This is a genomic window from Agrococcus sp. KRD186, from assembly GCF_017168255.1.
Taxonomy (GTDB): domain Bacteria; phylum Actinomycetota; class Actinomycetes; order Actinomycetales; family Microbacteriaceae; genus Agrococcus.
The window spans coordinates 2,280,645-2,293,773 of sequence record NZ_JABFAP010000001.1 but is presented as its reverse complement, the minus strand read 5'-3'; the positions used below and the strand labels follow the sequence as shown (position 1 = coordinate 2,293,773).

The 13,129-nt window shown below is 72.6% G+C and carries 12 protein-coding genes; 7 read left to right on the top strand and 5 right to left on the bottom strand.

Annotation, left to right across the window (positions count from 1 at the left end; translation table 11 throughout):
* Positions 1-29: 29 nt before the first annotated feature.
* Both J1M46_RS11240 and J1M46_RS11235 read right to left on the bottom strand, forming a co-directional pair.
* Positions 30-1,058, bottom strand: coding sequence for a CNNM domain-containing protein (locus J1M46_RS11240; protein ID WP_206447882.1), 1,029 nt, complete (start codon positions 1,056-1,058; stop codon positions 30-32).
* Positions 1,055-2,440, bottom strand: coding sequence for a hemolysin family protein (locus tag J1M46_RS11235; protein ID WP_206447881.1), 1,386 nt, complete (start codon positions 2,438-2,440; stop codon positions 1,055-1,057). The genes J1M46_RS11240 and J1M46_RS11235 overlap by 4 nt, the downstream gene beginning before the upstream one ends.
* Positions 2,441-2,675: 235 nt before the next feature.
* On the opposite strand from J1M46_RS11235, the gene hemB reads away from it, so the two are divergent.
* The 3 genes from hemB (at position 2,676) to J1M46_RS11220 (ending at position 6,021) form a co-directional block, all read left to right on the top strand.
* Positions 2,676-3,671: a porphobilinogen synthase gene (hemB, locus tag J1M46_RS11230; RefSeq protein ID WP_206447880.1), complete on the top strand. Its 996-nt coding sequence runs from the start codon at positions 2,676-2,678 to the stop codon at positions 3,669-3,671.
* Complete coding sequence (gene hemL / locus J1M46_RS11225; RefSeq protein WP_206447879.1) at positions 3,668-4,972, top strand: glutamate-1-semialdehyde 2,1-aminomutase; 1,305 nt, start codon at positions 3,668-3,670, stop codon at positions 4,970-4,972. The genes hemB and hemL overlap by 4 nt, the downstream gene beginning before the upstream one ends.
* A gap of 221 nt (positions 4,973-5,193) precedes the next feature.
* Positions 5,194-6,021 (top strand): hypothetical protein, encoded by an 828-nt coding sequence (locus J1M46_RS11220; protein WP_206447878.1) that lies wholly within the window; start codon positions 5,194-5,196, stop codon positions 6,019-6,021.
* Between the two features lie 60 nt (positions 6,022-6,081).
* Here the strand turns inward: J1M46_RS11220 and nucS are convergent, their stop codons facing one another.
* The 3 genes from nucS to J1M46_RS11205 form a co-directional block, all read right to left on the bottom strand.
* On the bottom strand, positions 6,082-6,777 hold the full coding sequence (gene nucS, locus J1M46_RS11215; RefSeq protein WP_206447877.1) for an endonuclease NucS: 696 nt from the start codon (positions 6,775-6,777) through the stop codon (positions 6,082-6,084).
* A 174-nt stretch (positions 6,778-6,951) separates the two neighbouring features.
* Positions 6,952-7,212, bottom strand: coding sequence for a ribbon-helix-helix protein, CopG family (locus J1M46_RS11210; RefSeq protein WP_241249099.1), 261 nt, complete (start codon positions 7,210-7,212; stop codon positions 6,952-6,954).
* A gap of 59 nt (positions 7,213-7,271) precedes the next feature.
* Positions 7,272-8,459, bottom strand: coding sequence for an MFS transporter (locus J1M46_RS11205; protein ID WP_206447876.1), 1,188 nt, complete (start codon positions 8,457-8,459; stop codon positions 7,272-7,274).
* A 178-nt stretch (positions 8,460-8,637) separates the two neighbouring features.
* Here J1M46_RS11205 and J1M46_RS11200 point away from each other — a divergent pair, with 178 nt between their 5' ends.
* Genes J1M46_RS11200 through J1M46_RS11185 form a run of 4 tightly spaced genes read left to right on the top strand, consistent with a single transcriptional unit; the run spans position 8,638 to position 13,117 of the window.
* Positions 8,638-9,918, top strand: coding sequence for an MFS transporter (locus J1M46_RS11200; RefSeq protein ID WP_206447875.1), 1,281 nt, complete (start codon positions 8,638-8,640; stop codon positions 9,916-9,918).
* Complete coding sequence (locus J1M46_RS11195; RefSeq protein WP_206447874.1) at positions 9,915-10,259, top strand: ArsR/SmtB family transcription factor; 345 nt, start codon at positions 9,915-9,917, stop codon at positions 10,257-10,259. The genes J1M46_RS11200 and J1M46_RS11195 overlap by 4 nt, the downstream gene beginning before the upstream one ends.
* A 37-nt stretch (positions 10,260-10,296) precedes the next feature.
* A complete protein-coding gene (locus J1M46_RS11190) occupies positions 10,297-11,472 on the top strand; it encodes an ATP-binding cassette domain-containing protein (RefSeq protein ID WP_206447873.1) in 1,176 nt (391 codons plus the stop codon).
* A gap of 7 nt (positions 11,473-11,479) precedes the next feature.
* A complete protein-coding gene (locus tag J1M46_RS11185; protein WP_206447872.1) occupies positions 11,480-13,117 on the top strand; it encodes a polyketide antibiotic transporter in 1,638 nt (545 codons plus the stop codon).
* Positions 13,118-13,129 lie beyond the last annotated feature (12 nt).

Below are 13,129 nucleotides of genomic sequence, written 5' to 3'. Positions count from 1 at the left end.
CCCGGCCTCGCGCAGGCACCCCGTCCGGACTACACGGCGGTCGTCGTCATCGTCGGGTCGCTCGAGCCCGGGAGCATCTCCCGCAGGAGGTCGTGGAGCGAGACCACGCCGAGCAGTCGGCCGTCGTCGACGACGGTCGCAAGCTGCACGCGCCCGTGGCGCATCCGTGCGAGCGCGTCGTACGCGGAGGTGCGCGGACCCACCACGACCGCATCCCGGGCGATCTCCGTCGCCGGAGTCTCGGGGTGCACCGTCAGGGTGTCGCGCACGTGCGCGACGCGGCTGTCGGCGCCGGTGCCGACGAGGATGCGCAGGTGGCCGGACGCGGATGCTGCGGCCTGCACGTCGGCGGCCGTGGCGGAGACCGGCACCGAGGTGGGGACCCGGTCGGTGCGGACGATGTCTCCCACCGTGAGCGTGCCGAGCGCGATCGCCCGGGCGATGGGCTCGGAGAACTGCTCCTCCAGCACGCCAGCAGCGCTGGAGTGCGCGACCAGCTGGCGGATCGTGTCGGCATCCTGCCCGCCCGCTGCCGCCTTCTCGACCGGTTCGACACCGGAGGCCTTGACCAGCTGGTTGGCGAGGTGGTTGATCCACAGCAGGAAGGGACGCAGCGGCCACGTCATGCCGCGCGCCGCGAGCCCGGTGGCCTTCGCCGCGGTCTCAGGGTGCGCGATCGCCCACGACTTCGGCGCCATCTCGCCGATGACGAGGTGCAGGAAGGTGACGACGATGAGCGCGAGCATGAACGCGGTGACGTCGGCCAGCACGTACGGCAGCCCCCACTGCTCGAGCACGGGTGAGAGCGCGTAGTCGATCGCGGGCTTCGTCACGGCGCCGAGCAGGAACGTGCAGACCGTGATGCCGAGCTGTGCGAACGCGAGCATCACGGTGAGCTCGTTCATCCCGCGCAGCGCTGCTCGGGCCGAGGCGCTGCGATCGGCCTCCGCTTCGAGCCGGTGCCGACGCGCCGCGAGCAGCGCGAACTCGACGATGACGAAGAACGCGCTCGCCAGGATCAGCACCACCGTGATGATCGTGACCATCCACCAGCTCATCGGTCCGCCTCCGCGGCCGCATCGACCGCATCCAAGTCGATCTCCCGGAGTCGCACGATCAGCTGCGACGGCACGTGGCGCTCGACCGCGGTGACCTCGACGTCGAGCCAGCGCTGGATGCGCAGGCCCTGCACGGTCTCCGACGTCCGCTCCGGCAGGTCGATGCGCACGACGGCGCCCACGGGCATCAGGTCGCCGTGCTCGCTGACGATGAGGCCGGCGATCGTCTCGACGTCGTCACGCGGCAGATCGTGGCCGATCAGGCGCTCGACCTCGTCGAGATGCACGTCTCCCGGCAGCGTCCAGTGGTCGGCGCCGACGTTCAGGACCTCCTCGACCTCGAGGTCGTGCTCGTCGGAGATCTCGCCGATGACCTCCTCGGTGAGGTCCTCGACCGTGAGGATGCCGTCGAAGTTGCCGTACTCGTCGACGACGCACGCCATCTCGTTGCGCGTGCCGCGCATGCGCTCGAGCGCGACCGGCAGCGGCATCGCGGTCGGCAGCACGACGGCCTCGCGCATGACCGTCGACACGGGTGCGTGATCGTCGTGGGTGCCGCGGAGCAGATCGATGAGCTCGACGACCCCGACCGGCGAGTCCTCGTCGCCGATCACCGGGTACCGGGTGTGCGCCGTCGCCATCATCGCCCGTACCTCTCCCACGGTCGTGTCGGGCGAGATGGAGTCGACGCGCGAGCGGGGCACCATGGCGTGCTCGACGTCGCGCTGCGGGAAGTCGAGGATGCGGTCGATGATCATCGACAGGTCATCGGGCAGGTCGCCGCTGGCGCGGGACTCCTCGATGATCGCCTCGAGGTCGCGCGCGGTGGCGCTCTCGTCGACGTCCTCGAGCGGCTCGATGCGCAGCAGCCGCAGCAGCGCGTTCGCCGCCAGGTCGAACACGGCGATGAGCCATCCGAATGCGAGCAGGTAGATGCGCGTCGGCATCGCCAGGGCCCGCGCAAGCGGCTCGGGGTTGGCGATCGCGAGGTTCTTCGGGTACAGCTCCCCGAAGATCATCGTCACGACGGTCGCCAGCAGCAGCGCGCCGATCGTGCCGATGAGCACCGAGGCCGCCGGGTCGATGCCCGCACCGCCCAGCAGCGTGCCGATCGACCGGCCGATGAGCGGCTCCGCGACGTAGCCGATGAGCAGGCCTGTCACCGTGATGCCCAGCTGTGCGCCCGAGAGCATGAAGGAGGTGCGCTTCGTGATCGCGAGCACGCGCTTCGCCTGGACATCGCCCTTCGCCGCCTGCGCCGCGATGCGCGAGCGGTCGACCGACATGTAGGCGAACTCCTGCGCGACGAAGAAGCCGCACGCGGCGATGATCGCCAGCGTCACCAGGATGCCGATGAGGAGCGTCAGCACTGCCTCGAGCATCGAATGTCACCCCCTCGAAGATCGAGGGGGACGGGTGATCGACCCTCCTGGTCTGCGGAGGCGCGATGGTGGCTCACGGGTGGTGCTCTCTCGTGGGTCGGATGAACGTCCCCGCAAGCATACGGAGGAAATCTGTCGAGACCCTGTCGAGCAGTGCCGTGCGGCCGTCCCCCGCAGGCCGGACGAGAACCCGGGCACCTCCGCGGCGGTCCGCGCGAGAGTACCCTGGAGGGCGATGTCACCCACCCTTCGCCCCCGCCGGCTGCGGCAGAGCGCTCCCATGCGCCGCCTCGTCGCCGAGACCCGCATCCACCCCGCGCAGCTGGTGCTGCCGATGTTCGTCGCCGAGGGCCTGAGCGAGCCTCGCCCGATCTCCTCGATGCCCGGCCAGGTGCAGCACACGCTCGACTCGGCCGCCCGCGAGGTCGAGCGCGCGATCGCGGCAGGCGTCGGCGGCATCATGCTCTTCGGCGTGCCCCAGCAGAAGGATGCGGTGGGTTCCGGCGCGACCGACCCCGACGGCATCCTCAATCGGGCCACCGCCTTCCTGGCCGAGCGCTTCGGCGACGCGACCGTGGTGCAGACCGACCTGTGCCTGGACGAGTTCACCGACCACGGCCACTGCGGCGTGCTGCACGGCGACGGCTCGGTCGACAACGACGCCACGCTCGAGCGCTACGCCGACATGGCGATCGCGCAGGCCGAGGCCGGCAGCCAGCTGCTCGGCCTCAGCGGCATGATGGACGGCCAGGTCGACCACGTGCGGGCAGCCCTCGACGCGGCCGGCCACCAGGGCACCGCCATCCTCGGCTACAGCGCCAAGTACGCCTCCGCCCTCTACGGCCCCTTCCGCGAGGCCGTCGACTCGAGCCTGACGGGCGACCGCAAGACCTACCAGCAGGATCCGGCCAACCGTCGCGAGGGGCTGCGCGAGGCGTTGCTCGATCTCGCCGAGGGCGCCGACATCGTGATGGTGAAGCCGGCCAGCCTCTATCTCGACGTGCTCGCCGACGTGGCCGCCGCATCCGACGTGCCTGTGTGGGCCTACCAGGTGAGCGGCGAGTACGCGATGGTCGAGGCGGCCGCCGAGCGCGGCTGGATCGACCGCGACCGGCTCGTCACCGAGAGCATCACGAGCATCATCCGGGCCGGCGCCGACACGGTGCTGACGTACTGGGCGGTCGAGCAGGCCGAGTGGTTGCAGACACGGGGGATCGGAGCACGTTCATGAGCACCAACGCCGAGCTCTTCGAGCGCGCCAAGCTGGCCATCCCCGGTGGCGTCTCGAGCCCCGTGCGCGCCTTCGGCTCGGTCGGCGGCACGCCCTCGTTCCTGATCCGCGCCAAGGGCGCCTACGTGACGGATGCCGAGGGCCGCGAGCTCGTCGACCTGGTCGCCAGCTGGGGCCCCGCCATCCTCGGCCACGCGCACCCGGAGGTGGTGGAGGCGGTGCAGGATGCCGCCGGCCGCGGCCTCTCGTTCGGCGCCTCCACGCCCGGCGAGGCGCTGCTGGCCGAGGAGGTCGAGCGCCGCGTGGGCCCGGTCGAGCAGCTGCGGCTGGTCTCCACCGGCACCGAGGCGACCATGACGGCCATCCGCCTCGCCCGCGGCGCCACCGGCCGCGACCTGCTGGTCAAGTTCGACGGCCACTACCACGGCCACTCCGACGGGCTGCTGGCCGCGGCGGGCTCGGGGCTGGCGACGCTCGCCCTGCCCGGCTCCGCCGGCGTGCCGGCTGCGGTCGCGGCGACGACGCTCGTCATCCCCTACAACGACCGCGACGCCGTCGAGGCGGTCTTCGCCGAGCGCGGCGCCGAGATCGCGGCGGTGATCGTCGAGGCGGCACCGGCCAACATGGGCGTCGTCGAGCCCGACGGCGACTTCAACGGCTTCCTCGCCCGCACCGCGCACGCGCACGGCGCCCTGCTGATCAGCGACGAGGTGCTCACCGGCTTCCGCGTGCACCGCGCCGGCATGTGGGGGCTCGAGGAGTGGACGGGCGACGAGGCACCCGACCTCGTCACCTTCGGCAAGGTCATCGGCGGCGGCATGCCGCTCGCGGCGCTCGGCGGGCGCGCCGAGCTCATGCAGCAGCTCGCCCCGACCGGCCCGGTCTACCAAGCGGGCACGCTCTCGGGCAATCCGCTCGCCGTGGCGGCCGGCCTCGCCACCCTGCGCCTGACCACCGACAGCGTCTACGAGCGGCTCGACACGGCCGCCGACGTCATCACGGCGGCATTGACGGATGCGCTCCGCACCGAAGGCGTGCCGCACGCGATCACCCGGGTCGGCAGCCTCTTCTCGGTGGCCTTCCGCGAGGGTGCGCCGACGAGCTTCGACGAGGTGCGGGCGCAGGACGCCTTCCGCTACCCGCCGTTCTTCCACGCCATGCTCGACGCGGGCGTGAGCCTGCCGCCGAGCGTGTTCGAGGCGTGGTTCGTCACCGCCGCGCACGGCGACGAGCCCCTCGCGCGCATCGTCGAGGCGCTGCCGGCCGCGGCGCGCGCGGCGGCTCGAGCCTCCGCCGACTGACGGCAGCGGCTCCGCGCGGCCGCCGCCTGCCCGCCGGCTCGCGCGGCCGCCGCCTGGCCGCAGCGCCTCGCGCGGCCGCGCGCGCTGGACCCCTGCGAGATCGCAGGACCTGCTCTGGCGGGTCCCGCGATCCGGAAGAGGTCCATGCCGCGGGCCCAGCCCCGTTCCGCCCGCCGATTCGACCCCTGGTCGCGACGCCGCATCCGGTTTACCGTGGCGATATGGCGAAGCAGTTGGCATGCCCGACGTGCGGCACAGCCCTGCGCGAGATCGTGTGGGGCTACGGCACCCTGGCCGACGTCACCGAGGCGGGCGACGTCGTGATCGGCGGCTGCGTCGTCGATGTCGACCCCGACGGCCGCGTCGCGGCCCTGCAGTGCCCCGCGTGCGGCACGCGCACCGACGCGACCGGGGTCGCGCTCGAGCGCCCTGACCCGCCTGCGACCACCGAGCATCCGTTCGCGGTCGCCTTCAGCAACCCGCAGCCTTCGAGAGGGGTGGTCACGATGACCGATGAGGCACAGCCCGGCGGTGGCCGGAGCGACGAGGGGGCGGATGCGTCGCCGTTCGTCGACGAGGATTTCGGCGGCATCGCCTCTGGTGGCGACTGGCGCGATCATGTGGAGCCGTACGCCTCGCGGGAGGACGCGCTGCCGCAGAGCGGGGCGCAGGCGCCCGACCGAGTGGAGCCCTACGCGTCGCGCGAGGATCAGCTGCCGCAGCGCTCGACGTCTTCGCCCGAGCAGGTGGAGCCCTACGCATCGCGCGAGGACCAGCTGCCGGCCGCGTCGTCCTCCGCCCCCGAGCGGGTCGAGCCCTACGCATCGCGGGAGGATCCGGTGCCCGAGCGCGGCAACGCCTGGCGCGACAGCATCGACCCCTTCGCGACGGCCCCGGGGGTGAGGGCAGACGCCGAGGCCGCTCCCGGCGCCGACCAGTCGGTCGATCAGGCGGCCCCGCCGGGCATGGCCGTGGACGACCGCACGGGCGACACGAGCGACTTCACCGACGCCGAGGAGGAGGGCTGGCCCTCCCGCGACGACGAGTGAGCCCGCTGGTCGAGGCGGCCGGCGCAGGCCGCCCCTGTCGAGGCCAGCTGCCCCGACGGCTCAGAACAGCCGCGTGTGCCCCGAGTCGATGCCGCGCATGTCGTCGTAGTCGAGCACCACGCAGCGGATGCCGCGATCCTCAGCGAGCGTGCGCGCCTGCGGCTTGATCTCCTGCGCCGCGAACACCCCCGTCACCGGCGCGATGCGCGGGTCGCGGTTGAGCAGCTCGAGGTAGCGGGTGAGCTGCTCGACGCCGTCGATCTCGCCGCGCCGCTTGATCTCCACCGCCACCGTCGCGCCCGCCGAGTCACGCGCGAGGATGTCGACCGGCCCGATCGGCGTCATGTACTCCCGCCGCCACAGCTCGTAGCCATCGCCGAGCCGGTCGATCTGCTCGGCCAGCAGCACCTGCAGGTGCGACTCGACACCGTCCTTCACGAGCCCCGGGTCGATGCCCAGCTCGTGCGAGGTGTCCGAGAGCACCTCGTGCACCGACACGATGAGCGAGTCGCCGGTCTTCCGGTGGGTGACCGTCCAGACCTCGGTGATGCCGGCATCCGCCTGATCCTGATCGGGTGCGGATGCGGTGAGCACCGCGGGCGGGCTCATCCAGTTGAGCGGCTTGTACGAGCCGCCGTCGCTGTGCACCAGGATCGACCCGTCGGCCTTCAGCATCAGCACGCGCGGCGCGAGCGGCAGGTGCGCCGAGAGGCGCCCGGCGTAGTCGACGGAGCAGTGGGCGACGACGATCCTCACTGATCCATGCTATCGATCGGACCAGCCGGGACCGAACGATCGTGTCAGCCCGGATGCGTCGCAGCTGACGCTGCGGATTCTCATCATCGAGTGGCCCGGAAACGAGCGGTGAACTCGCCGTCGCGGTGCTGTCCCGGTCGTCGGTGCCGTGCTTGCGAGCCGACGGCCGGACGATCACGCGGCGTGAGCCCAGGCGTCGAGCGCCGCGCGGATGGCTTCGGAACGATTCAGGCCGTCGCGCTCGGCTCGGGCCATGACCGCAGCGAGCTCAGCTTCGGTCAGTCGGACGGGGACCACCTGCGCGGCAGAGGACCCACGTGGAGCGCGTCCCCACCGAGTGCGCAGTGTGTCGACGTCGTACCCAGCCTCGGCCTCAGCCACCCACTCGTCGACCTTCGGCTCGTCGACCTCGTGGCCCTGCATCGTGCGCTTCATGTACCTGTCGTATTACGAATTGGCCAATTCGTCACGGGTCGAAACACAAGCCTCGATCCTCATGCGACCTTCTTGATGGGGGATGTGGCGGTGCCGCGCTCGCGCGCGACGTGGCTGGTGAGCAGCGAGAGCAGCACGAACACGAGCACGACCAGCAGCGCCAGGCGCATGCCGACGAGGTCGCCGAGCAGGCCGAGCAGCGGCGGACCGGCGAGGAAGGCGATGTAGCCGATCGCCGAGACGGTGCCGACGCGCGCCGCGGCCAGGCGCGGTTCGTCGGATGCGGCGCTCATGCCGACGGGGAAGCCGAGGCTCGCGCCGACGCCCCAGAGGACCACGCCGGCGATGACGAGCGGGGTGGGCTCGGCGAAGATCACCAGCAGCAGGCCGATCGCGGCGGTGGCGGCGGTGGCGCGCAGCACCGGCACGCGGCCGAAGCGCTCGAGCAGCTTCACGCCCAGCAGCCGGCCGAGCGTCATGGCGGTGAGGAACAGCGCGAGCATGAAGGCGCCGCCCTCGTTCGAGAAGCCGTGGCCGTCGACCATGGTGAGCGCCAGCCAGTCGTTGGCGCTGCCCTCGGTGAGCGACATGCCCAGCACCAGCAGGCCCAGCAGGATCGTGCGCGGGTCCTTCCAGACGGCCAGGCGCTCCCGCAGCGTCACCGGCTCGTCATCCTCCGCCTGCACGTCGTCCGGCAGGTGGCGATAGACCACCAGGCCGAGGCCGGTCGTGACGACCGCGATGCCGGTGGCCTGCCAGCCGAGGCCGATGCCGAGCAGCTCGCACAGACCGCCCAAGCCGGCGCCGGCGACGGTGCCGAGCGAGAACAAGGCGTGGAAGATCGGCATGATCGGCTTGGCCGCCGCTCGCTCGTTGGCGGCGCCGGAGATGTTCATGGCGACGTCGGTCATGCCGGTGACGCTGCCGCCCAGGATGAAGCCGCCGATCACCAGCCAGATGAGGTCGGCGTCGACGGCCCAGCCGGCGATCGCGAGCCCCGAGGACACCACGATCATCCCGAACGAGGCCACCACGCGGGTGCCCAGCGCGTGGATGATGTGGCTCGCCAGCAGCAGGCCGGTCACCGAGCCGATCGAGATGCCCAGCAGGATCAGACCCATCTCGCCCGTCGAGATGTCGAGCCGGTCGCGCACGTAGGGCACGCGGGCCATCCAGCTGGCGAAGCCGAAGCCCATCGCGAAGAAGGTCGCGAAGACGGCGTTCCGCCAGGCAGTCAGTGTGGGCACCGGCCCATTCTGCCGTGCCGCGGGCTGAGATGTGCACGCGCGCGCGGTGCTGTCGCGGGCCGCCGCCGGCGCCAGGCGGCAACTCGGCCGTGCCCCGCGCGGCCGTGTGCACATCTTGGCCGCTGGTCGTGCGAATTGCGAACTTGCGCAACTACGCAAGCGCGCAGATGATGGGGGCATGCGCCGTGCTCTCGCCCATCCTGCCTACCGGCGCCTCTTCCTCGCGCAGGCGGTGGCGCTCGCTGGCACCGGCCTCGCAACGGTCGCGCTCGGCCTGCTCGCGTACCAGCTCGAGCCCGCCAACGCGGCGGGAGTGCTCGGCACCGTCTTCGCGATCAAGATGGTCGCGTACGTGTTCGTCGCGCCGTTGGCCGCGGCCGCGCTCGCGCGGCTGCCCCGCCGGGCCGTGATGGTGGGCTCCGACGTGGTGCGGCTGCTGGTCGCTGCGAGCCTGCCGTTCGTCGGCGAGGTCTGGCAGATCTATGTGCTGATCTTCGTGCTGCAGGCTGCGTCTGCGACCTTCACGCCCACCTTCCAGTCGGTCATCCCCGATGTGCTGGAGGACGAGGAGGACTACACGGCGGCACTCTCGCTCTCGCGCCTGGCCTACGACCTCGAGGCCGTGCTCTCGCCCGTGCTCGCCGCAGTGCTGCTGCTGCTCGTGCCGGCGAGCGCCCTCTTCTTCGGCACCGCTGCCGGTTTCGCGGGTTCGGCGCTGCTGGTGCTCGCAACCGCCGTGCCGGGCCGTCGCGTGGAGCCGGATGCGCCGGAGATGTTCTTCAGCGACCGCGCCCGCCACGGCATGCGGCTGTTCGTGCGAACGCCCACGCTGCGCCCGATCCTGGCGCTCAACCTGGTCGTCGCCGCGGCTGGTGCCTTCGTGCTGGTGCAGACGGTCGTGATCGCGAAGACCTCGTTCGGCCTCGGCGACGGGGCGGTAGCGCTGCTGCTGGCGGCGAACGGCGCGGGTTCGATGGCGGCGGCGCTCGCGCTGCCGGTGCTGCTCAAGCGGGTAGCCGAGCGGCGCGTGATGCTCGGCGGTGCGGTGCTGCTGGTGGTCGTGACGGGGCTCGCGGCGAGTGCCGTGACGCTGCCCGCGGTGCTCGACGGCGTCGCGATCGGCGGGCTACCAGGAGGCGTCGTCGTCGGCACCGTGGCGATCGCCGTGCTGTGGCTGCTGGTGGGCATCGGCTGGGGAGCGGTCGAGACGCCGGTGGGCCGGCTGATCCGCCGCGGCGTGCCGGCCAGCGACCTCGCGCCCGCGTTCGCTGCGCAGTTCTCACTCTCGCACGCGTGTTGGCTGCTGACGTATCCGCTGGCCGGCTGGCTCGGCTTCATCGGCCTGCCGGGCACGGCGCTCGCGCTCGCTGCCGTCGCGCTGGTGGCGACGGTGGTCGCCTGGCGGCTGTGGCCGGCATCGGCTCCCGAGGGCTCGCGGTCTGACACGATGCAGCCATGAGCCATCCAGAGGGGTCATCGCGCCCGCCGAGCCAGGGCGAGGTGAGCGCCGCCGTCGACGTGCTGAAGCTGCTCGCAGACCCCACGCGGCTGGCGATCCTCGCGATGCTCGACGGCACCGAGCTGCCGGTCAGCGCGATCGCCGCGAGCCTCGAGCGGCCGGTGCCGGCCGTCTCGCAGCACCTCGCGAAGCTGCGCGCGAGCGGCCTCGTGGTCGCGCGCCGAGAGGGCAGCTCGGTGCACTACAGCCAGCCCGATGAGCACGTGGCGCTGCTGGTCACGAACGCGCTGCAGCACGCCGAGCACCTCCTCCACGACCAGCCGCCGCACCACCTGCCCTGACGCTGCGGGCGGCCTGCCGAGGAGTACCGTCGGCGCCATGGCGGAGACGGTCATCGAGACCCGCGGTCTCGACAAGCGGTTCGGCAGGGTGCAGGCGCTCGACCAGCTGGATCTCACCGTGGCGCGCGGCGACGTGCACGGCTTCCTGGGGCCGAACGGCGCCGGCAAGTCGACCACCATCCGGGTGCTGCTGGGCATGCTGCGCGCGAGCGGCGGCGAGGCGAGCGTGCTGGGCATGGATCCCTGGCGCGGCGCGGTCGCCATCCACCGCCGCGTCGCCTACGTGCCCGGTGACGTGACCCTCTGGCCCGGGCTCACCGGCGGCGAGGCGATCGACACGATCACGCGCCTGCGCGGGCATCGGGCACCCGCATCCGACCCTCAACGCCTCATCGACGCGTTCGACTTCGACCCGCGCCGCAGGGCGAAGACCTACTCGAAGGGCAACCGGCAGAAGGTGGCGCTCATCGCCGCGTTCGCGAGCGAGGCCGACCTGTACATCCTCGACGAGCCGACGAGCGGACTCGACCCGCTGATGGAGAGCGTCTTCCAGGCAGAGATCCGCCGCACCACCGAGCGCGGCGCCACGGTGCTGCTCTCGAGCCACATCCTGAGCGAGGTCGAGCGGCTCTGCTCGACGGTCTCGATCATCCGCGACGGGCGCATCGTCGAGACGGGCACGCTCGACGAACTGCGCCACCTGCAGCACACCGTCGTCGCGTACCGCGGGCCGGCGCCCGAGGGGCTGCCGCTGACCGACGTGCAGGTGGTCGGCGAGCACGTGCGCGGCTCGGTCGCGGGCGAGCACGTGCCCGCCGTGCTGCGCTGGCTGGGCGAGCGAGAGGCGCAGGCGGTCACGCTCACGCCGCCTAGCCTCGAGGAGCTCTTCCTGCGCCACTACGGAGACCAGCGGCGGGTCGAGACCGCCCGCGGCGAGCGCGCGAAGGGCGAGCACCACGCCGATGTCGTGCTGACGGATGCGTCGACCGACGCCGGGCAGACCGGCGCACGGTCGGGTGCGGAGCCGGAGGAGATGACCGGCACGATCGGCTCGGATGGCCGGCTGCCGCCCGGGCCGCCCGCGCCGCCCGAGCTGCCTGAGCTGCCCGAGCCGCTCGAGCCGCCCGCGCCGCCGGCGCCGCCCGAGCCGCCCGCGCGGCCGGCGCCGCCCGGGCCGCCCGCGCCGCCGCATCGCGGTCGCCACGAGCGGTGAGCGGGCGATGACCGGCACCGGGCTGCTGCTGCTCGCGGCGCTGCGCCGCGACCGGCTCGTGCTGCTGCTGTGGGTGGTCGCGATCGCGGGGCTGTGGGCGGCGGTGCTGGGCGGGCTCGGCGCGGCCTTCGACGAGGAGGCTCGCCGCGCGCTGGTGACTGTGCTGTCGGCGCAGCCGGCGCTGCTGCTGCTGCGGGGCGCACCCGCCGGCATCGGCCTCGGCGCCGTGATGTTCGTCTCCACCTACGCCTTCCTGGCCGTGATGGCCGGCTTCATGATGACGTTCTTCGCCGTGCGGCACTCGCGCGGCGACGAGGACGCCGGCCGCGCCGAGCTGGTGCGCGGCACCGCCGTCGGCCGCTGGGCGCCGCTGGGCTCCACGCTGCTCGCGGGCGCCGTGCAGCTCGCGGTCCTGTGCGCCGCGATCCTCGCCGTCTCGCTGCCACTCGGGCTCGAGCCGGTCGGCTCGCTGCTGCTTGCGGGGGCGCTCGCGGGTGTCGGCGCGGTCGGCATGCTGGTCGGCCTGCTGGCCGGCCGCATCTTTCCGACCTCGCGCGCGGCGAACGGCGCTGCCGCGATCGTCGTCGGTCTGTGGTTCTTCGTACGGGGGATCGGGGATGCGCTGGGCGAGCCGAGCGCGGATCTCACGCGGGTCGAGGCGGCCTGGCCGGTCTGGCTCTCGCCGATCGGCTGGGGTGCCCAGACGCATCCCTACGCCGACGCGCCGTGGGAGCCTGACGCCACCCCGCTGCTGCTGTTCGTCGCCGCGGTGCTCGTGCTGCTCTCGCTCGTGGTCGCACTCGAGTCGCGGCACGAGCTGGGCGGATCACTGCTGCCGGAGCGCTTCGGCCGCGGCACCGGCAGCGTCCTGCTGGGCTGGAGCCCCGCGGGCGCGCCGCTGGGGCTGACCGCTCGCCTGCTGCGCGGCTCGGTGCTCGGCTGGGCGATCGTCGGGGTGGTGCTGGGGGTGCTCGTCGGCAGGCTCGCACCGGTCGTGGCGTCGGCGCTCGAGGAGGTCGAGCAGCTGCGCGCGATCGTCGGGCAGCTCGGTGCTGAGAGCGGCGGCGACGCCGAGGCGATGTTCATGACGGCGCTCGCGGGCATCGTGGGCGTGATCGCCTGCGCGGCCGCGATGCAGGGCGTGCTGCGACTGCGCCACGAGGAGGCCGCGCACGGCGAGATCGTGCTCGCCACCGGTGCCAGCCGTCTCGGCTGGCTCGGCAGCCATCTGTTCGTCGGCGCGCTCACCGCGCTCGCGGTGCTGGCGGGGTTCACGCTGGTCGCCGCCGGCTCGCTCGCCGCGGACGGCGACGACCGCTGGGGCCAGCTTGCGGCGATCGCAACGACGCACCTGCCGCTGGTGGCGATCTACCTCGCGGCCGCGGCGGCGATCGTCGCATTCCTGCCCTCGACGGTGACCTGGCTCGGCTGGGTGCTGCTCATCGGCCTGATGCTGGTCGGCGACTTCGCGCCGCTGCTGGGGGAGTCGTGGGAGTGGCTCCAGAACCTCAGCCCCTTCCACTGGGTCGCGAACCCGCTCGCCGCCGACCCCGACTGGACGGGCTCCTGGTGGCTGCTCGGCATCGCTGCCGCCCTGCTGATCGCGGCCGCCGTGCGCTTCCGCCGCCGCGACGCGCTCGTCTGAGCGAGCGCCCGC

Coding starts and splice junctions, on each gene's coding strand:
- J1M46_RS11240 (WP_206447882.1), bottom strand. CDS start 1,058: ATGAGCTGGTGGATGGTCACGATCATCACGGTGGTGCTGATCCTGGCG.
- J1M46_RS11235 (WP_206447881.1), bottom strand. CDS start 2,440: ATGCTCGAGGCAGTGCTGACGCTCCTCATCGGCATCCTGGTGACGCTG.
- hemB (WP_206447880.1), top strand. CDS start 2,676: ATGTCACCCACCCTTCGCCCCCGCCGGCTGCGGCAGAGCGCTCCCATG.
- hemL (WP_206447879.1), top strand. CDS start 3,668: ATGAGCACCAACGCCGAGCTCTTCGAGCGCGCCAAGCTGGCCATCCCC.
- J1M46_RS11220 (WP_206447878.1), top strand. CDS start 5,194: ATGGCGAAGCAGTTGGCATGCCCGACGTGCGGCACAGCCCTGCGCGAG.
- J1M46_RS11210 (WP_241249099.1), bottom strand. CDS start 7,212: ATGAAGCGCACGATGCAGGGCCACGAGGTCGACGAGCCGAAGGTCGAC.
- J1M46_RS11200 (WP_206447875.1), top strand. CDS start 8,638: ATGCGCCGTGCTCTCGCCCATCCTGCCTACCGGCGCCTCTTCCTCGCG.
- J1M46_RS11195 (WP_206447874.1), top strand. CDS start 9,915: ATGAGCCATCCAGAGGGGTCATCGCGCCCGCCGAGCCAGGGCGAGGTG.
- J1M46_RS11190 (WP_206447873.1), top strand. CDS start 10,297: ATGGCGGAGACGGTCATCGAGACCCGCGGTCTCGACAAGCGGTTCGGC.
- J1M46_RS11185 (WP_206447872.1), top strand. CDS start 11,480: ATGACCGGCACCGGGCTGCTGCTGCTCGCGGCGCTGCGCCGCGACCGG.